Source organism: Glutamicibacter sp. NPDC088483, assembly GCF_044753145.1.
Taxonomy (GTDB): Bacteria; Actinomycetota; Actinomycetes; order Actinomycetales; family Micrococcaceae; genus Glutamicibacter.
Genome location: NZ_JBIVMP010000006.1, coordinates 128049 through 147413, shown reverse-complemented (window position 1 = coordinate 147413; position 19365 = coordinate 128049). Strand labels below are relative to the sequence as shown.

Below are 19365 nucleotides of genomic sequence, written 5' to 3'. Positions count from 1 at the left end.
TTAGTTTCCTTCAACTCGCATAACGGATAGAACAGAGTGCACCGTGTCCAGCGCGGTCAGCGCCTCGACGGTGCTGGCCAGGGCCGCTTCGGTGCCCTGGTGGGTCAGGATGCGCAGCTGCGCGCCGGCTTCGGCGTCCACCTGCTGGCTCATCGACTCGATGGAGACCCCGTGCTCGCCGAAGACGGTGGCGATGGCTGCCAGCACGCCGGACTGGTCCTTGACCGACAGGCCAATCCAGTAGCGGGTGTCGATGGCCTCGAAGTCCAGCATCCGTGGCGCCTGGTTGACCGAGCCGTTGGGCAGCGGGGCTCCGGCAGCGATCTGGCGGGCCACGGCAACGACGTCGCCCATGACCGCCGACGCGGTCGGGTTGCCGCCGGCTCCAGCCCCGTAGAACATCAGGTCGCCGGCGTTCTGCGCTTCGACGAACACGGCGTTGAACGCGCCATGCACGGTAGCCAGCGGGTGGCTGCGGCGCACCAGCGCCGGGTAGACGCGCACCGAAATCCCGGCTTCGGCCTGCTCGGCGATGGCCAGCAGCTTGATCACGTAGCCGGCGGCGGCCGCGGCCGCGACATCGGCGGCGCTAACTTCGGTGATGCCCTGGGTCCAGACCTGGTCCGAGGACACGGTGGTGTGGAAGGCCAGCGAAGCCAGGATCGCGGCCTTCGCGGCGGCATCGTGCCCGCCCACGTCGGCGGTGGGATCGGCTTCCGCATAGCCCAGCGCCTGGGCTTCGGCCAGCACGTCGTCGAACGCGGCACCGGTGGTGTCCATGGCGTCGAGGATGAAGTTGGTGGTGCCGTTGACGATGCCCATCACCTTGGTGATGTGGTCCCCGGCCAGCGAGTCCGCAATCGGGCGCAGGATCGGGATGGCCCCGGCCACCGCGGCCTCGTAGCGCAGCTGGGCGCCGTTGTCGGCAGCGATCGCGTTCAGTTCGGCGCCCTTGAGCGCAATCAGCGCCTTGTTGCCGGTGATGACGCTGGCACCCTTGGCAAGGGCGGCGGCGATGTATTCGCCGGCCGGCTCCATGCCGCCGAGCAGTTCGATGACCACATCGGCCTGGGCGATCAGCCCGTGGGCGTCGGTGGTGAAAAGCTCCTGGGGCAGCACTGCATCGCGCTTGGCATCCGGTGTGCGCACGGCAATGCCGATCAGCTGCAGGCCGGCGCCCGAGCGGGCAGCCAGTTCATTTGCATCTTCCAGCAGGATCCGGGCCACCTGGGCTCCGACCGTGCCGCAACCCAGCAGGGCTACCTTCAGGTTCTTTTCGCCGCTCAATTAAACTCCCATGTCACGGGCCAACAAGTCTGTTTCCGTTTCCCTGCGCACGATCAGACGGGCTTGGCCATCGCGTACCGCTACCACCGCGGGGCGGGTGAGGTAGTTGTAATTGCTCGACAGCGCCCAGCAGTAGGCGCCGGTGGCCGGAACGGCGATCAAATCGCCGGCCGCCACGTCATCGGGCAGGTAAACGTCCTTCACGACTATGTCACCTGACTCGCAATGTTTCCCAACTACACGAGAAATAATTGCGTCGTTTTGCGTCATACGGCTAGCCAGCACGGCGGTATATTGCGCGTCGTAGAGCACCGGGCGCGGGTTGTCGCTCATCCCGCCGTCCACCGAAAGGTAGCGGCGCGGGTGCAGGGCTCCGGCCTCGTCTTCCACCTGGACGTCCTTGCGCACGCCGGCCTCGTAGAGGGTGAAGGTGCTCGGGCCGGCGATGGCGCGGCCCGGCTCGATGGAAATGCGCGGGCATTCCAGCTCGAGTTCGGTGCAGGTCGCCGAGACCACTTCGGCCATCTGCCCGGCCAGCTTGGCCGGGGTGGAGGGGTGGTCCTCGGAGGTGTAGGCAATGCCGTAGCCGCCGCCCAGATCCAGCTCGGGCAGGGAAACACCATGAATCGAGCGGATCTTGGCCAGCAGGCCGAGCATGGTGCGGGCGACCATTGCGAAGCCCTCGGCCTCGAAGATCTGCGAACCGATGTGGGCGTGCAGGCCCAGCAGGTTGATGTTCTGCGCCTCGATCGCCTGGGCGACCGCGCGCAGCGCAGGAGAAGTGCCGGAGGCATCGTCCAGGATGGACAGCCCGAACTTCTGGTCCTCGTGCGCGGTGGCAATGGCCTCATGGGTGGAGGCGTGCACGCCGGGGGTAATGCGCAGCATGACCTGCGCGCTCTGGCCCATGGCGTCAGCGATCGAAATCACCCGGTCCAGCTCGTCCAGCGAGTCGATGACCAGGCGCCCGACGCCCATTTCGATGGCGCGGGTGATCTCAGCAGCCGACTTGTTGTTCCCGTGCAGCGAGAGGTTGGCAGCGGGCACCTTGGCGGCGTTGGCCACGGCCAGTTCGCCCCCGGAGCAGGTATCCAGGCGCAGGCCCTCGTCGGTCACCCAGCGGGCCACCTCGGTGCACAAGAACGCCTTGCCGGCGTAGTAGACGTCGACTCCCCCGCACAGCTGCCTGAACGCGTCGTCGAAGGCGGTCTTGAAACCCCGGGCGCGGGCGCGGAAGTCGTTCTCGTCGAGCACGAACAGCGGGGTGCCGAACTCGGCGGCCAGCTGGGAGACGGGAAGGCCCTGGATGGACAGTTCGCCGCCAGCCTCGCGGGAAACCCCCGAAGCCCACTCGATCTGTCGAAGTGCGTTGATGTTTTCCGGGAATTGCAGCCATTGCGGGGCTAGCGGCGATACGGCCATAAGGTCTTACATCCTCTCTGGGGCGGAAACGCCCAGCAGTTCCAATCCATTTGCCAAAACGGTGGTGGCGGCGTCGTTCAGCCACAGGCGGGTGCCGTGCACCGGCGCGACCGCTTCGCCTTCGCCCACCGGGGTGATGCGGGTTGCGGCGTACCACGAGTGGTAGGCGCCGGCGACCTGCTCCAGGTAACGGGCAATGCGGTGCGGTTCGCGGAATTCCGCGGCACCGGCAACCACCGACGGGAACTGGCCGAGCACGGCCAGCAGCTCGTTTTCGGTCGGGTCGGTCAGCAGCGCGGCATCGAAGCCGTCACGGGTCACGCCCTTGGCGGCGGCATTGCGGGCCGCGGCGCACGAACGGGCATGGGCGTACTGGACGTAGAACACCGGGTTGTCATTGGTGTTCTTCTTCAGCTGCTCTGGATCCAGCGCGATCGGCGAATCAGCCGGGAAACGGGCCAGCGAGTAGCGCAGCGCGTCGGCGCCGATCCAGTTGATCAAATCGCGCAGCTCGATGATGTTGCCCGCGCGCTTGGACAGCTTGGCTCCGTTGACGGAGATCAGCTGGCCGATCAGCACCTCGATGTTCTTGTCCTTGTCATCTCCCGCGCAGGCGGCGATCGCCTTCAGGCGGTTGACGTAGCCGTGATGGTCGGCGCCCAGCAGGTAGATCTTCTCTTCGAAGCCGCGGTCCTTCTTGGACAGGTAGTAGGCTGCATCGGCGGCGAAGTAGGTCGGCTCGCCGTTGGCGCGGATCAGCACGCGGTCCTTGTCATCGCCGAAGTCGGTGGTGCGCAGCCAAACCGCGCCCTCCAGATCGAAGATGTGGCCCTGTTCGCGCAGGCGTGCCACGGCGTCAGCCACCGCACCGCCCTCATGCAAGGTGGTTTCGGAGAAGAACACGTCGAAGCTGACGCCGAAGTCGGCCAGGGTGGACTTGATGTCTTCGAGCTGCGCCTTGTAGGCGGCGTCGCGCAGGGCAGGAATTGCTTCTGCTTCGTCCAGCTCGCGCAGCTGCGGGGCTTGGGCCAGGACGGCGTCGCCCAGTTCCTTGATGTATTCGCCCGGGTAGCCGCCCTCTGGCACTGGCAGGCCGTGGATGCGGTTGTACACCGAACGGGCGAAGACGTTCATCTGGTTGCCGGCATCGTTGATGTAGTACTCGCTGGTCACCGAAGCGCCCGAAGCGCGCAGCACACGGGAGATGGCATCTCCCAGCGCGGCCCAGCGGGTGTGGCCGATGTGCAGCGGGCCGGTGGGGTTCGCGGAAACGAATTCCATGTTGACCACGTGGCCGGCCAGGGCCTCGTTGCTGCCGTAGGCGGAACCCGCCTCGACGATGGTGCGGGCCAGCTCGCCGGCAGCGCCGGCTTCGAGGGTGATGTTCAGGAAGCCGGGACCTGCGATGTCCACGGCGCCGACTCCTGGGACCGAAGCAAGTCGGGTGGCCAGGATCTGGGCGAAGTCGCGCGGGGCCATGCCGGCCTTCTTGCCCAGCTGCAGCGCGATGTTGGTTGCCCAGTCGCCGTGTTCACGGCTTTTCGGGCGGTCCACGCGTACGGTCTCTGGCACCTCGACGGAGATTTCGCCGGCGGCTACGGCTTCGGTGAGGCATGCGGATATTGCTGCGGAGAGTTCTTCAGGAGTCACCGTTCAAGAATACCGGCAATTGCCGTGCTTCTTCAGCATTCATGACTTGCATCGCCTGTGAGACTGGCCCAACCCGGTGACTTTTGCAACACATGCGTGCCAGGGTGCTGGAATTGCGCAGATCAAGTGACGACCTGATAGTATTTTTCCTGTTGCCCAGCAACACGCCTCTGTAGCTCAGTGGATAGAGCGTCTGCCTCCGGAGCAGAAGGCCGAAGGTTCGATTCCTTTCAGGGGCACCACCTAAATTGCAGGTCCTGGTTACCAGGGCCTGCTATTTTTTTCGCTCTTCTTCTCACGCCGCAGCTCGCGCGAGGCCACGAATCTTCTCCGTTCAGCATTTTCTGGCAGCTTCCCCGTCGCCACAACCTTTAGCTTCAGCTAGGCCCTAAACTCGGATAAACCAACAAGCGCTTAAGGGCACCATGAAAAAAACCATTCTCATTACCGGAGCCAGCGACGGGATCGGGGCCGCATCGGCCCGAGAACTTTCACGACAGGGGCACCAGATTGTCGTTGTCGGTCGTTCGCAAACCAAAACCCAGGCCATCGCCCATGAGCTAGGCGCCAGCTATTTCGTGGCAGACTTCAGCCAGCTCGCACAGGTACGCGGCCTGGCCACGCAGTTGCTCCAGAAGTATCCCCGAATTGATGTGCTGGCTAATAATGCCGGCGGGATCAAGGCAGAGCGCGAACTGACCGTGGATGGATTCGAAAAGACTTTCCAAGTCAATCACCTCGCGCCCTTCCTGCTCACGAATCTGTTGTTGCAACGACTAATCGATTCGGGTGCCACGGTCATTCAGACCGCCAGCATGGCTGCGCGTCTCATGGCCAAATTCGACATTGCGGACCTACAGGGCGAAAACAGCTACTCACCGAGGGCCGCCTACGGCAATGCAAAGTTGGCGAACATTCTGTTCACCTCGGAATTACAGCGGCGCTTTGGCGGTTCCGGGCTTAACGCCGTGGCGTTCCACCCCGGGATCGTTGGCACCAGTTTCGCCTCCGACTCCAAGGGGTTATTGAAGTTCCTTTACCACGGTCCGCTTAGGCGCTTCTTCACGGTCGACTCGAGCAAGGGCGCCGACCAGCTCGTCTGGCTTGCGGAGGCGAAGCCTGGCGTGCAATTCGAACCGGGCGCCTACTACGAGTCGGGAAAGATCGCATCGAAGGTCAACCCGCTGATCCATGATGAGGTACTAGCGAAGCAACTCTGGGACCGCTCGGCGGCCTTGCTTCAAATCCAGAACTGCACTTAGGGGATCTTGGAGTCGGGGATCTTGGAGTCGACCCGACCGGCCTATTCGGGAACTACTGCCGGCATGGACCGGGCTCGTCATCAATCCGAGATGGCGATACCCGCATCAAATTGCCCGTGGCCGCTAACTGCCCACCGCTTGATGGAAAGAGCGATACGCCATCCACTCGACACTGAATTCGCATCGCTGCCATTCAAGAGTTCCTCGGCAAACTACCCGAGCGAAAACGTGGGAAATCGAAGTACTCTCATGAACTCTTGATTTTATCCCGCTAAAAGATAATCTTGACACATGACGAAACGCCTCTTTGGAATCATTTCACTTGCTTCTGTGATTGCTTTGGCACTGTCTTCATGCAGCCCTTCGACTTCCCCTGAGACAGCGCTTGGAGAGATTCCTTCGTCAGATACGTCGGCCAGCACCTCGGAATCGCCAGATTCCCTAAAGAAGCATGCCGAATTCCTCGCCCAGAGCGAAGACTCCTTCCAGATTCTCAATGAAACTCATTCCGTGGGCTCGACCACTCTGCGCCTCGGGGATCTTCCCGGAGGATTTGATTCAGTTGGCTTCATAATTTCATGTGATGCAACGTCCCCTTGGGAGATTATCCTGCTAGGTGGATCAAAAACCGGTGCGAGTGGTTGCGATTCGAATTCAGAAATATATACGAGTCTTTCTACCCCGGCACATCAAATCAACACCAATGAGGTACAGCTCGAATTCAAAGAGCCGGTGGGAGTCTGGGTCACTGTTTATGCCACGAATGAAGAATAAACAGGCGTTTCCGATGTTTCATTTGGACACTAGGCGAAAAGCCTAAAGACATCGCGCGGCAGCTGACTGTCCGCGCTAATGATTCGGCGAAAGCCTAACCGGCATTGCCGAGAGGGAACCAAAGCTCCACTTAGAACAATAGCCGGGGAAATTTCGCTTTGTATCGCGCTTACGAGATACCCGGATACCAAGAATCCTGAATCACTAGAATTGCAAAGCTTAGGGATCAACCGTGGATGACTGGGACGCCGGATGCTCGGGCGCAGCAGGATACAGTTCCTCCGGTAGCCCTATAGTGAATCCTTCCTCACGGATACTATGGCCACCGACCCACAGTGAGTGCCGAGCATACTGGTTACCGTCAGTCAGGTGAACGGATACTGCGCTTCCAAACTGCTCTCCAACCACGACCGACACATTTTCAGGTGTAATGCCGTGGTTCTCTAGAATCTGCCGAGTCTGGCTGACCATCTCGTCATTCAGGTTTCCTCCTGGAAATGGCGAAGTAACCCGGCAAACTCCAGTGCGATCGCCAGCATACGCAGCAACTACCAATTCCGTGCCCGCCTGCTCTAACGAGCTGACGGGTTTGCGGCCATCGCAGGTTTCATCGGAGTATTTCCCAGTCAAAGAGCAACCCGACAGCAATCCAGTGATGAGAGCCAGACCGACGATTCCTGTCGCTGCAGCTATGGGCGCGGCTTGGGTTCTCAATAGTCCACCATTCGTTTCGCAGAAGGTGTTAATCCTAGGCAGGTTTATAGCAATGCATCTTTAACTGCATGAATATTGAGTATCGAAGATCAGCTGCATGAGTAAACCCATTAATGCCAACTACGATGCCAGAGCTGCGGCCGCGCATGTCGCGCTCTCTCATGAGCCAGCAGTTGAAACGGCAGAAATCGAGTCTTCCACCATGCCGTACCCGTGAATTAGAATCTTGACAGCGCAGGCAGGCCGACAGGTGTAGAACTGATCCATCCTGCTGGTCACTGCCCCAGCCATGTCCAGTCTGCTGATCGCCGGCAATGCACGTGCCGAGGGGGCTCTATCGCCGTTGCGGGTACCAATGGACAGGACAGCAAGTCATCGACCGGAGCTCGGGACGCGTCGAGCACCGCCTGCGCAAACCGCTGCCTTAAACCCGACAGGCCCCGCACCCATCGGGTGCGGAGCCTGCACGGATACTGGCCAGCTGCTACTGCAGCATGGTCTTGTCATCGAGCTGTGCGCCCTTGATCTTGCTGAATTCCTCCAGCAGGCCCTTGACGGTCATCTTGGACTTCTCTTCCTGGTCCAGGTCCAGGATGATCTGCCCGTCGTGCATCATGATCAGCCGGGTGCCCAGCTGCAACGCCTGTTCCATATTGTGCGTCACCATCAACGTGGTCAGCTGGTGGCGTTCGACAATTTCCTTGGTCAGGCGCGAGACCAGCGCGGCACGCTGCGGATCCAGGGCCGCGGTGTGCTCATCGAGCAGCAGGATCTTGGGCTTGGAGAAGGTGGCCATCAGCAAGCTCAGCGCCTGGCGCTGGCCGCCCGAGAGCAGGCCCACCTTGGTTTTCAAGCGGCCTTCCAAACCGAGTTCCAGGCTCTTGAGCTCCTCGACGAACAGCTCGCGCCGCTTGGTGCCTACGCCCAGGCCCAGCCCGCGGAAACGGCCGCGGGCGTAGGCCAGAGCCATATTCTCCTCGATGGACATGGTCGGCGCAGTGCCGGCCATCGGGTCCTGGAATACCCGGCCGATGTACTTGGCGCGGGTGTAGTCGGCCATCCTGGTGACGTTCTTCCCCGCGATGGACACCGAACCGGCATCGGGCTGCAGCTTGCCTGCAACCATATTCAGCACGGTGGACTTGCCGGCGCCGTTGGAGCCGATGACGGTGACGAATTCACCGTCGGACAGGTTCAGGTTGATGTTGCGCAGCGCCTTGCGCTCGTTGACAGTTCCCGGGAAGAACGTGCGCGACAGGTTCTTGATTTCAAGCATTGGTGCGAACCTCTTCCTTGGTTTCAACTGCTGCTGGGGTGCGCTTGAAGTTCTTGATGATCTTCTGGAAGCCCTTCCACTTCGGCAGCAGCAGGGCGACGACGACGAGGACCGCGGAGATCAGCTTCATGTCGTTGACCTCCAGGCCTGCCGACAGGGCCATCTGGATCACCAGGCGGTAGATCACTGCGCCGAAGACCACCGCGATGGCAGCCAGCCAGATGTAACGCTGGGTGAAGATCGCCTGGCCGACGATGACCGAGGCCAGGCCGATCAGGATCAGGCCGATGCCCATGCCGATATCGGCGAAGCCCTGGTACTGGGCGATGACCGCACCGGACAGCGCCACCAGTCCGTTGGACAGCGCCAGGCCCAGGATCTTCTGGTTGTCGGTGCTCACGCCGAAGGAACGGATCATTTCCTGGTTGTCGCCGGTGGCCCGCATGGCCATGCCCAGCTCGGTGTGCAAGAACCAGACGATCGCTGCCACGAAGACCAGGCAGACGGCAAAGAGGATGGCCACCGACGCCCATGAGCCGAGCAGGCCCGAGACGCGCATCGGGCTGATCAGGGTCTCCTCCCCCAGCAAGGGGGTGTTGGCCTTGCCCATGATGCGCAGGTTGATCGAGTACAGCGCGATCATGGTCAGGATGCCGGCGAGCAGGCCGTCGATCTTGCCCTTGGTATGCAGCAGGCCGGTAATGACACCGGCAATCATGCCGGCGAAGAAAGCCAGCACGGTGGCCAGCCAGGGATTCATCCCGTTCACGATGCCCACCGAGGCGACGGCGGCACCGGTGGTGAAGCTGCCGTCGACAGTCAGGTCGGGAAAGTCCAGGATACGGAAGGTCAGATACACCCCGAGCGCCATGATGGCGTAAATCAGGCCGAGTTCAACCGCTGTGATCATGTGTGGATCCTTGAGTTGTAAGTTTTGCAGGTAATCACGACGAAAGGCGAGGCACCAGGTTATGCGCCTCGCCTTGCGTCGGTAAGTTGTTGCCGGGGCTTAGTAGACCTCTACGGCTTCGGACTTCATCTCGTCGGTGAATTCGATGCCTGCCTTCTTGGCGGCATCTTCATTCAGGTAGAGATCGACCTCGGAGATGGTCTCCACCGGCAGGGTTGCCGGCTCGGCCTCGCCCTTGAGCAGCTTCACGGCCATGGCAGCGGTCTGCGCGCCCAGCTTCTCGTAGTTGATGCCGTAGGTTGCGGTAGCACCGCGCTTGACGGACTCGCCGTCAGCCGAAATGACCGGCACGCCGTTCTTCTCGGCAACCTGCAGCAGGCCTTCCAGGGCGGAAACGACTGCGTTGTCAGTCGGAACGTAGTACGCGTCGACATCCAGCGAGCTGGCGGCCTGCTGGACTTCGCTGGACGCCGAGACAGCGGCTTCTTCAATGGTCAGCCCCAGGCTCTTGGCTGCTTCCTTGGCCATCTTCACCTGGACTGCGGAGTTGGCTTCGCCCGAGGAGTAGACAATGCCCACCTTCTTGGCATCGGGCACCAGGTCCTTGAGCAACTGCAGCTGCTCGTCGACCGGGTTCATGTCCGAAGTGCCGGTGACGTTCGCGCCCGGAGCTTCATTGGAGGCGACCAGCTTGGCATCAACCGGGTCGGTCACAGCGGAGAAGAGGACCGGTACCTTGGTGATCGCCTGCGCCGCGGCCTGGGCCGACGGGGTAGCAATTGCCAGCACCAGGTCGATATCCGAATCAGCGGCGAGCTTGCCGGCAATCGAGGTGTTGGTAGCCTGATCGGTTTCGGCGTTGTTCTCGTCGTAGCTGATCTTCTGGCCGGTGTAGCCGGCTTCTTCCATGCCTGCCTTGAAGCCGGTGACCACTGCGTCCAGCGAAGGGTGCGAGACGAACTGGGAGATGCCGATCTTGACGGCCTCGTCGCCGCCCTCCGCGGTGCCCTGCTCGCCACTGCCGCCGCAGGCGGTCAGGGCCAGTGCGCCAGCTGCTGCGATGGCAGCGAATTTCATGGCGGTGAAGCTCTTCATTGAAGTTCCTTTCAAAGTTCCCTTGCGAGTGATTCCCACCGATAGCGCGGAAGCCTGATTATGAAGCGCAACTGGTGCGCAGCATGCGGGAACCATCCAGGCATCACGTCGATGATTACCCCCGATCTTACATGTGAACGACCTCACCTTGCCTACAATCACGGTCGATTCCTAGACGTTTGCATCTTGATACGGATTCTTGTGGACACAAATGCTCCGCCGGGAAGCAGAATCTGGAAGTTTTGTATTTACCGGCCCGAACTTGTCGACAATTGCTTGGACAATCTGAAAATTTGACTCATGGAGCAATGCGTCCGGGAGCACATTTCCTGCCCCGAATCGGGCTTCGGCCCGGCGGCCACCACGAAAATGCGTGGCGCGAATAGAATGGGAACATCATGGCGCTCAGCATTACGTATCCCGAAGCCCTTCCCGTTTCAGCCCGCCGCGAGGACATCCTCGCCGCGGTCCGCGAAAACCAGGTCGTGGTAATCGCCGGCGAAACCGGTTCGGGCAAGACCACCCAGCTTCCCAAGATGCTCATCGAGCTCGGCCTGGCCGAGAAGGGCATGATCGGGCACACCCAGCCGCGCCGCCTGGCCGCGCGCACCGTGGCCGAGCGCATCGCCGAGGAAATGGGCACCGAAATCGGCGAGGAAGTCGGCTTCCACGTGCGCTTCACCGGCGAGGTTTCGCGCAAGACCAAGCTGAAGGTGATGACCGACGGCATCCTGCTGGCCGAGATCAAGCGCGACAAGCTGCTCAAGAAATACTCGGCGATCATCATCGACGAGGCGCATGAGCGCAGCCTGAACATCGACTTCCTGCTGGGCTATCTCAAGCAGATCATGCCCAAGCGCCCCGAGCTGAAGATCATCATCACCTCGGCCACCATTGACCCGCAGCGCTTTGCCGAGCACTTCGGCAAGCCGCTGCCCGGCGGCGGCGTCGAGCCTGCCCCGATCCTGGAGGTCTCCGGGCGCACCTTCCCCGTCGAATTGCGCTACCGCCCGCTGCAGGCCGAGCTCGATGTCGACGCGGACGAGGCCGCGGAGAACTCGCTGGAGGAAGAACGCGACCCACTGGATGCGGTCACCGACGCGGTCAAGGAACTGAGCGGCGAAGCGCCCGGGGACATCCTGATCTTCTTCTCCGGCGAGCGCGAAATCCGCGACGCGGCCGAAGCCTTGCGCGCCATGGTCACCGCCAACAAGCGCCTGCCGCGCTATGAGGTGCTCCCGCTGTTCGCCCGGCTGTCGCTGGCCGAGCAGCACCGGGTCTTCCACCCCGGTGGCGCCCCGCGCATCATCCTGGCCACCAACGTCGCCGAGACCTCGCTGACCGTGCCGGGCATCAAGTACGTGATCGATACCGGCACCGCCCGCATTTCGCGCTATTCTCACCGCACCAAGGTGCAGCGCCTGCCCATCGAGCGCGTTTCGCAGGCCAGCGCCAACCAGCGTTCGGGACGTTGCGGCCGCGTGTCGGAGGGCATCGCCATCCGCTTGTACTCGGAGCCCGACTACGAGGCGCGTCCGGAGTTCACCGACCCGGAAATCCTGCGCACCAACCTGGCCAGCGTGATCCTGCAGATGATCTCCATGGGCGTGGTCGCTTCGGCCACCGAGGTGGCCAGCTTCCCGTTCGTCCAGCCGCCCGAAGCCAAGGCCATCACCGATGGCGTGAACCTGCTGCGCGAGCTCGGTGCGCTGGAGCAGGACAAGGCCGCGAAGCTGACCGAAACCGGCAGGGCGCTGGCGGTGCTGCCGCTGGATGTGCGCCTGGGCCGGATGATCGTCGAGTCCGCACAACGCGGGGTCGCCAAGGAAGTGATGGTGCTGGCTGCCGGGCTGAGCATCCAGGATCCGCGCGAGCGTCCCAGCGAGGAAACCGGGCAGCGTGATCGTGCGGTGGAGCTGCATAAGCGCTTCGCCGATGACAAGTCCGACTTCATTGCGCTGCTGAATTTGTGGGCCTACCTGCAGGAGCAGCAGAAGGAGTTGTCCTCCTCCGCTTTCCGCCGGCTGTGCAAGAACGAGTTCATCAACTACCTGCGCGTGCGCGAGTGGCAGGACCTGTTCACCCAGCTGCGCCAGCTGGCCAAGCCGCTGGGCATCACCATGGCGGCCTCCCCGATCGACCCGGCGGCCAATGAGGACCAGGTGCACAAGTCGCTGCTGTCGGGCCTGCTGGGGCACATCGGGCTCTACGATGAGCGCAAGCGCGACTACCTGGGCGCGCGCGGCACCCGTTTTGCGATCTTCCCCGGCTCGGGCCTGTTCAAGAAGTCCCCGACCTGGGTGATGTCCGCCGAGCTGGTGGAAACCTCGCGGCTGTGGGCCCGCACCAACGCGGCCATCTCCCCCGAATGGGTGGAAGAGCTGGCTCCGCACCTGCTCAAGCGCACCCACTCCGAGCCGCACTGGTCCAAGCGCACCGGTTCGGTCATGGGCTACGAGAAGGTCACGCTTTTCGGCCTGCCGATCATCCCGCGCCGCCAGTTCCACTACTGGCGGGTGGATAAGGACCTGGCTCGCGAGCTGTTCATCCGCCACGCGCTGGTGGAGGGCGATTGGCGCACCCACCATAAGTTCTTCGCCAAGAACCGGGCGCTGCTCGAAGAAGTCGAAGAGCTCGAAACCCGCATGCGCCGCCATGACCTGCGCATTTCCGATGAGGACCTGTTCGCCTTCTACGATGCCCGGGTGGGCGCCGAGGTCTACTCGGAGCGCCACTTCGACCGCTGGTGGAAGAAGGCCCGCGCCACCGATCCGTCGCTGCTGGACTTCGACCCCGAGGCGCTGCTGGCCGAGTCCGATGCGGTTGACGAGGCCGCGTTCCCCACCACCTGGCAGCTGGGCAGCATCCACTTGCCGCTGTCCTACGAGTACAACCCGGCGGCCGCCCCGGGAGAAGGCGATGGCGTGTCGCTCACGGTCCCGGTGGTGTTCCTGAACCAGCTGGATCCCGCGCGCTTCGCCTGGCTGATTCCGGGGTTGCGCCACGAGCTGCTCACCGCGCTGATCCGTTCGATGCCCAAGGCCATCCGCAAGAACTTCGTGCCTGCCCCGGATGTGGCGGCCAAGGCGCTGGCCATGCTGGAGGCGGACTTCGATCCGGCGGCCGATGATCTGGCCGATTCCCTGGCCTTGGTGCTGCGCCGGCTGCGCGGCATGGTCGTCGAGCCTTCGGTCTTCGACTTCTCGACCCTGCCTGCGCACCTGCGTTTCGGCTTCACCGTCACCGATGCATCGGGGAAGGTGCTGGGCAGCGGCGATGACCTGGCCGCCTTGCAGTACAAGTTCGCCGCGGCCAACCGCGCCGCGCTGGCCAGCGGGGTCAACTCCCCCGGGGCCGCCACCGGCAAGCCGGGGATGCCTGGCAAGCCTGCGGCCGCGTCGAAGGCGCAGTCCAAGAAGAAGGGCGCCGCGGCCACCGCATCGGCGGCCACCGGCGCCTGGGACCAGAAGTCGCTGGATCATTGGCCGCAGCTGGAATCATCAGGCGATACCCTGGGCGATACGCTGCCTGCCAAGGTCACCACCACGGTGATGGGCCAGCAGATCACCGCCTATCCGGGGCTGATGGACACCGGCGAAAAGGTCGACCTGAGTGTTTTCCGCACCCAGGCCGAGCGCGATGCGGCGCACCGCACCGGTGTCATCCGGTTGCTGATGCTGCGCTTGCCGCCTGCCGGGAAGTTCGTGATTTCGCACCTGAAGAACGCTGAGAAGCTGGTGTTCACGCAGAACCCGCACGGGTCCATCGAGAAGCTGATTGCCGATTGCACCATGGCCGCGATAGACCAGCTGGTGCCCGAGAAGCTGCCGATGAACCGCGCCGAATTCGAGGCGCTGTTCGAGACGGTGCGCGCCGAGCAGATCGACACGGTCTTCACGATTACCGCGATCGTGGCGAAGGTCTTTGGCTCCTCGACCCGGATCAACAAGGATCTGAAGAGCACCAACTCCCTGGCGATGTTCGCGGCAGTCACCGATATCCGCTCCCAGCTCGAGCAGCTGATCTATCCGGGCTTCATCGCGGCCACCGGGGCAGCGAACCTGATGCGCCTGCCGCGCTATGTGCAGGGCATCGAGAAGCGCTTGGAGAAGCTGCGCGCAGGTGCTGTCACCCGTGATTCCCAGGCCCTGGTCGTGATCCAGAAGCTGGAAGACGAATACGATACCGCCCTGGATCGGGTTCCGCCCGGAGCCCGGGTGCCGGCGGACTTGGCCCAGGTGAAGTGGATGCTGGAGGAAATGCGCATTTCGCTGTTCGCCCAGGAGCTGGGCACCGCCTATTCGGTCAGCGAAAAGCGCATCCGCAAGGCGATCAAGGATTCGCTGGCGCAGCTATAGCGGCCAGCTGAGGATCCCAACGTAGACGGCGGTGCCGCCCAGCACGCTGAGCACCGCATTGGACTTGAGCAGGTGCAGCACCACGGTGGCCGCCAGGGCGGTGGCCACCGGCCACGCCACGGCCGGATCCGCAATGCCGGCAGGCACCGTGGAAGCAACCAGCACCACCATGATTCCCAAGGGCATGCGCAGCGCCAGGTAGTTGATGAACGCGTTGCTGCGCAATTTGGCGATGAAGGCGAAGGGCAAGGCACGCAGCCCGAAGGTCACTGCGGTGCTCAACGCGATGGCCGAGAAGAGGTAGAGGCTATCGGGCATCGGCTGCTTCTCCCGCCTGCTGCCCGCCGGCCTGCTGAGCGGTGCCGGTGCGCCGGCGCAGCAGGTAGGCCGCCGCAAGTCCGGCAAGGAAAATCGCCATGGCTACCACCATCATGCTCTGCGGTGCGATCCAGCTGGCCGCCACGGCGCTGATCAGCGCCAGCATGGACAGCGGCACACTGCGGTAGGCCTTGAACGCTTCGATCGCCAGCACGGCAAACAATGCGGTCACCGCGAATTCCAGGCCCCTGATGGATTCGGGGATCATTGATCCCAGCAGCGATCCGCCCAGCACGCTGGTGGTCCAGCTTGCATGGAACAGGCTCTGGATGGCCAGGATCCGCGTCGAGGAATAGTCCTTCCGCTCGGCCTGCAGGGTCAGCGCATAGGCCTCATCGGTCAGTGCAAACATGCTGTAGAACTTCGCCCCCTGGCCCTTGACCCGGTGCAGCGGGAAAGAGATCGCATAGAATACGTGGCGGAAATTGACTACCAGCGTGGTCAGGGCGATATGGGACAGCGGCGCCACGGCGGCAAGCAGCCCGATCAAGAGGAATTCCAGGGAACCGGCGAACACCAGCCCGGCAAGCAAGGGAGCTGACCACCAGGGCAATCCCGAGCGCACCAGCAGCACGCCCAGGGCCAGGCCCAATGGCATGACCGCCAGACTGGCGGGAAGCACATTTTTCGCGCCCAGCCTGATCTGCTGCCATCGGCCCTCGTCGGACAAAGGCCGGGAACTTTTAATTGCCAGTTTTTCGCTCATGAAGCAATATTAGGAAATTCCAAGCCAAATATGGTTGCCAATTCTAGCCAACTGACGGGTTGGATCGGCAATAATAGATGCATGGATGATCTTGACCGCGCAATTATTGCCGAACTGGAAAATGACGGCCGCATCAGCAACCTCGAGCTCTCGCGCAGGGTGGGCCTGACCCCCGCTCCCTGCCTGCGCCGCGTCCAGCGCCTGGAGGCCGACGGAATCATCCATGGCTACAAGGCGATCGTCAATCCCAAGGCCTATGGCAGGGGCTTCGAGGTTACCGTGGCCATTGACGTCGAAATGAACAACGAGCACAGCCTCGACGAATTCGAGAAGGCGGTGGACACCGTTGCCGGCGTCACCGAAATACGCCGCCTCTACGGCCAGCCCGACTACTTCCTGCGCATCCAGGTGGCCGATGCCGAGGCCTACGACCGGGACCTGATTCCCAAGCTGACCGCGCTGCCGGCGGTCCGCCGCGTCACCTCCCACATGACCATGCGCCGGGTGAAGGGCTAGGGCACTGCGGGCGTGGCGATCACCTGCACGTCATCTTCGTAGATGATGGTGCCCGGAGCACTGCTTTCCAGCTTCTCCCAGCCGATCCGGTGCGCGTCGAGCAACCGCAAATACGGCTCGACGCGCTCCAGCAGGTGCTGCGCGCTGCCCTTGAACCACGCCACGGCCCCGGGGTTGATCGCATGATCGTAGATTGCCCGATGGGTGCGGCTCGGGTTCGGATAGGCAGCGTCGTACCAGTCGTTGCCCGCACGCCAGATGGCGTGTTCGGCGGCGCTCAGCTTCCCGCCGTGGCCCAGGGAATTGGCCAGCGCGAAAATCCCCAGGTGCACGCCGCGGTGATTGGGCTCGGTGCCCTGGTAGCGGATGAATTGCACCGGCTAGGCCTCGGGCACGAATTCCCCGTGGCCATCTTCGCGCAGGCCCGCGCGAAGCGCTTGCGCGTTCTTGTCCATGGCCGCCGGATCCGGGTTATCGGCCGCATTGGACAGGTCGAAGTCCGCCAGCGAATTGGTCGGCCAGACATGCACATGCAGGTGCGGCACCTCGAATCCGGCGATCATCAGGCCCGCGCGCTGCGCGGAGAACACGCGCTTCTGGGTGCGCCCGATCTTGGCCGCGACCAGGGTCAGGTGCGCAACCAGCTCGTCGGAGGCATCGGTGAACTCGTCGATTTCCTCGCGCGGAACCACCAGTGCGTGCCCGTCGGAGAGCGGCCCGATGGACAAGAATGCCACGCAGGTTTCGTCCTCCCACACGAAGCGGCCCGGGATCTGCCCTTTGATGATCTTGGTGAATAGCGTACTCATTGCTGCCTTTCTTGCTCGATGGCTGAATTCTAGTGGCGGTGCTTCTCGTCGCTCGTGGCGACCGGCGCATCCGGGTAGGAGCAGTATTCGGACCAGCTGCCGGGGAAGAGCCCCAGCGGGATCCCGGCACTTGCCGCGGCCAATACCTGGTGCGCCGCGGTGATCCCCGAACCGCAGTAGGCGGCCGATCCCGGCCTGTGGGCACCCAGCGTCACGAAGCTGGAATGCAGCACCTCCGGCGCCCGGAAACGCATCTGCGCGTCGAGGTTGTCGGTGGTGGGACGGTTCAGCGCACCGGGAATATGCCCGGCCACCGGGTCGATGGGCTCCTCGATGCCCAGGTAGCGCGCGGTGGCCCGCGAGTCGATCAGCGTGCCGGGCAAGGTGTCCAGCTCCTCGTACTCCACCACCGGCATCCGGCCCCACGATAGCGAAACGCTGCCCTTGGCGGCCTGCTCGTAGCCCAGCGCCAGCTCTCCGCCGGCGTCCGTCCAGGCCCCGAGCCCGCCGTCGAGCACCTGCACGCGGTCGAATCCGGCATGGCGCAGCAGCCACCAGGCCCGGGCCGCGGCGAGGGCTCCGGAGTTGTCGTACGCCACCACGTGGCTCTGGGCGTTGATGCCCCAGCCGCGCGCGGCCTGCTCGAAGTCCGCCGGCAAAGGCAGCGGGTGGCGGCCGGTATGCTCGCCCGGCGCACCGGAAAGCTCTTTTTCCAGGTCAGCGAACACCGCGCCGGGGATATGCCCGGCAGCATAGCTCTGCGCCCCGTCGTCGCGGGCCAGGACCCACCGCACATCGAGCAGCACCGGCTGGCCCCCGGCGTCCAGGATTTCGCGAAGCTGCGCGGCGCTTATCAAGGGGTTCATTCGTTGGTGCCTCCCAGCAACTCGTCGAGATGATGTTCGATTCCAGGTTCCAAGCGCACATAGCTGCATCCTGCCCGCTGGGCGATCGCGCCGAGCTGGCGATCGAAAAGCCCCAGCCCGTTCGCGTTGAGCAGCCCGTCGTGGATCGGCATCCAGCACCTAGCATCCACGGCCACCGCGAAGTCGGCAGCCTCGGCCATCTTGCCCCACGGGGCCATCACCGGCAGCAGCAGCACATCCGGCTGCGCCCCCACCGGCACCTGGTAGCTGTCGCCCGGGTGGAAGACCTCCAGCTGGCCTACCGCGCGGTCCCCCAGGAGGTAGCCCACGTTGGCAACCACTGCAATGGAATGGTGGATGGTGGCGTGGGTGCCTCCGAAAGTCCGTACCCGAATGCCGCCGACAATGAAGTCGGCACCGGCTCGCACCGTCACCACCTGGGATTGGGCCGCTGGCGGCAGCTGGTCGCGCATCGCCTGCGCCAGCGCGGCCGGCGCGTAGAGCTCCAGGATGGAATTCGCCTCCAGCGCGGCGGCAATGGCCGGCTGGTCGGCATGGTCAGCATGCTCATGGGTGACCAGCACGGCATTGATGCCGTCGAACGCGTCGTCAAGCTGCGAAAATCCGCCCGGATCCAGTAAGACCTTGCCGTCAATCGTGCTCGCTTCCAAGCAGGAATGGCCCCTAAGTTTGATGCGCATATCCTTAGCGTAGGCTCAGCGCCCCGCCCATGCCAGAGCCAGACACGCATTGCAACGCAAAGTTGGCTAAAATTGAGGGAAACCGCAGGTGATTGGCCCAGTTCGCTGGCTCATCGCCGGTCCGCAACAAACTCAAGGAATGGTGCACGTCGATGTCCCAGCCAGAAACCCGGGTCACCAAGCAGCGCCTGGCCGTCACCGAGGCACTGGGCGAGGTCGATGATTTCGCCACCGCCCAGCAGTTGCATCGCTGGCTGCAGGATTCGGAGAAGAAGGTTTCGCTGGCCACCGTGTACCGCCTGCTGCAGTCCATGGCCGACGATGGCCTGGTCGATGTGCTGCGCAGCGGAGACGGCGAAGCCCGCTTCCGCCAGTGCGTCACCGAGGTCCACCACCATCATCTGGTCTGCCGCGTTTGCTCCAAGACCGTCGAGGTGCTAGCCCCTTCCGTCGAGCGCTGGGCCGCTCGGGTTGCCGCGGAGCACGACTTCTCCGATCCCGAGCACACCGTGGAAATCTACGGCCTCTGCGCCGACTGCCGTGCCAAAGCCAAGGCTGGCGCCCCCGCTGCCTCGTAGCCCTTTCCGCTACCTGGACCTGGGTCCAGCGGACTGTTCGGCGCCCCAAGAGTTCGGTAATCC

17 protein-coding genes and 1 tRNA gene are annotated in these 19365 nt (G+C 63.2%); 6 read left to right on the top strand and 12 right to left on the bottom strand.

Going from position 1 to position 19365, the window contains the following annotated elements; translation table 11 throughout:
• From ACIP6G_RS13865 to argS, 3 genes are read right to left on the bottom strand one after another with little or no spacing between them, the layout of a single operon-like run.
• Positions 1-1287 (bottom strand): homoserine dehydrogenase, encoded by a 1287-nt coding sequence (locus ACIP6G_RS13865; protein WP_400290758.1) that lies wholly within the window; start codon positions 1285-1287, stop codon positions 1-3.
• Complete coding sequence (lysA, locus tag ACIP6G_RS13860) at positions 1288-2709, bottom strand: diaminopimelate decarboxylase (protein WP_400290757.1); 1422 nt, start codon at positions 2707-2709, stop codon at positions 1288-1290. It lies immediately after the preceding gene.
• 6 nt (positions 2710-2715) lie between these two features.
• Positions 2716-4359, bottom strand: a complete 1644-nt coding sequence (gene argS / locus ACIP6G_RS13855; RefSeq protein ID WP_105658399.1) for an arginine--tRNA ligase — start codon at positions 4357-4359, stop codon at positions 2716-2718.
• Positions 4360-4525: 166 nt separating this feature from the next.
• On the opposite strand from argS, the gene ACIP6G_RS13850 reads away from it, so the two are divergent.
• From ACIP6G_RS13850 to ACIP6G_RS13840, 3 genes are all read left to right on the top strand, one after another.
• Positions 4526-4601 (top strand) — tRNA-Arg (locus ACIP6G_RS13850).
• Positions 4602-4784: 183 nt separating this feature from the next.
• On the top strand, positions 4785-5621 hold the full coding sequence (locus ACIP6G_RS13845; RefSeq protein WP_400290755.1) for an SDR family NAD(P)-dependent oxidoreductase: 837 nt from the start codon (positions 4785-4787) through the stop codon (positions 5619-5621).
• 291 nt (positions 5622-5912) lie between these two features.
• Positions 5913-6395, top strand: a complete 483-nt coding sequence (locus ACIP6G_RS13840; RefSeq protein WP_400290754.1) for a hypothetical protein — start codon at positions 5913-5915, stop codon at positions 6393-6395.
• Between the two features lie 1198 nt (positions 6396-7593).
• Here ACIP6G_RS13840 and ACIP6G_RS13835 read toward each other — a convergent pair.
• From ACIP6G_RS13835 to ACIP6G_RS13825, 3 genes are all read right to left on the bottom strand, one after another.
• Positions 7594-8385 (bottom strand): ABC transporter ATP-binding protein, encoded by a 792-nt coding sequence (locus ACIP6G_RS13835; RefSeq protein WP_105662577.1) that lies wholly within the window; start codon positions 8383-8385, stop codon positions 7594-7596.
• Positions 8378-9295 (bottom strand): ABC transporter permease, encoded by a 918-nt coding sequence (locus tag ACIP6G_RS13830; protein ID WP_400290752.1) that lies wholly within the window; start codon positions 9293-9295, stop codon positions 8378-8380. Before ACIP6G_RS13830 ends, ACIP6G_RS13835 begins: the two co-directional genes overlap by 8 nt.
• A 99-nt stretch (positions 9296-9394) precedes the next feature.
• Positions 9395-10390: an ABC transporter substrate-binding protein gene (locus tag ACIP6G_RS13825; protein ID WP_400290750.1), complete on the bottom strand. Its 996-nt coding sequence runs from the start codon at positions 10388-10390 to the stop codon at positions 9395-9397.
• 398 nt (positions 10391-10788) lie between these two features.
• Between ACIP6G_RS13825 and hrpA the strand changes: the two genes are divergently transcribed.
• Positions 10789-14748: an ATP-dependent RNA helicase HrpA gene (hrpA, locus tag ACIP6G_RS13820; RefSeq protein WP_400290748.1), complete on the top strand. Its 3960-nt coding sequence runs from the start codon at positions 10789-10791 to the stop codon at positions 14746-14748.
• Here the strand turns inward: hrpA and ACIP6G_RS13815 are convergent.
• Entirely contained in the window at positions 14743-15066 is a 324-nt protein-coding gene (locus tag ACIP6G_RS13815; RefSeq protein ID WP_105658393.1) for a branched-chain amino acid transporter permease, read from the bottom strand. The two genes, hrpA and ACIP6G_RS13815, sit on opposite strands and share 6 nt — an antisense overlap.
• On the bottom strand, positions 15056-15832 hold the full coding sequence (locus ACIP6G_RS13810; RefSeq protein ID WP_400290746.1) for an AzlC family ABC transporter permease: 777 nt from the start codon (positions 15830-15832) through the stop codon (positions 15056-15058). The genes ACIP6G_RS13815 and ACIP6G_RS13810 overlap by 11 nt, the downstream gene beginning before the upstream one ends.
• Before the next feature lie 81 nt (positions 15833-15913).
• On the opposite strand from ACIP6G_RS13810, the gene ACIP6G_RS13805 reads away from it, so the two are divergent.
• A complete protein-coding gene (locus tag ACIP6G_RS13805) occupies positions 15914-16348 on the top strand; it encodes an Lrp/AsnC family transcriptional regulator (RefSeq protein WP_400290744.1) in 435 nt (144 codons plus the stop codon).
• On the opposite strand, the gene ACIP6G_RS13800 is transcribed toward ACIP6G_RS13805, so the two are convergent.
• Genes ACIP6G_RS13800 through ACIP6G_RS13785 form a run of 4 tightly spaced genes read right to left on the bottom strand, consistent with a single transcriptional unit; the run spans position 16345 to position 18724 of the window.
• Positions 16345-16725, bottom strand: coding sequence for a hypothetical protein (locus tag ACIP6G_RS13800; RefSeq protein WP_105662574.1), 381 nt, complete (start codon positions 16723-16725; stop codon positions 16345-16347). The two genes, ACIP6G_RS13805 and ACIP6G_RS13800, sit on opposite strands and share 4 nt — an antisense overlap.
• A 3-nt stretch (positions 16726-16728) precedes the next feature.
• Complete coding sequence (locus ACIP6G_RS13795; RefSeq protein ID WP_400290742.1) at positions 16729-17157, bottom strand: HIT family protein; 429 nt, start codon at positions 17155-17157, stop codon at positions 16729-16731.
• 29 nt (positions 17158-17186) lie between these two features.
• Positions 17187-18023, bottom strand: coding sequence for a sulfurtransferase (locus ACIP6G_RS13790; RefSeq protein ID WP_400290740.1), 837 nt, complete (start codon positions 18021-18023; stop codon positions 17187-17189).
• Positions 18020-18724 (bottom strand): MBL fold metallo-hydrolase, encoded by a 705-nt coding sequence (locus tag ACIP6G_RS13785; protein ID WP_400290739.1) that lies wholly within the window; start codon positions 18722-18724, stop codon positions 18020-18022. Before ACIP6G_RS13785 ends, ACIP6G_RS13790 begins: the two co-directional genes overlap by 4 nt.
• Positions 18725-18876: 152 nt before the next feature.
• Between ACIP6G_RS13785 and ACIP6G_RS13780 the strand changes: the two genes are divergently transcribed.
• Entirely contained in the window at positions 18877-19302 is a 426-nt protein-coding gene (locus tag ACIP6G_RS13780) for a Fur family transcriptional regulator (RefSeq protein WP_105658386.1), read from the top strand.
• Positions 19303-19365 lie beyond the last annotated feature (63 nt).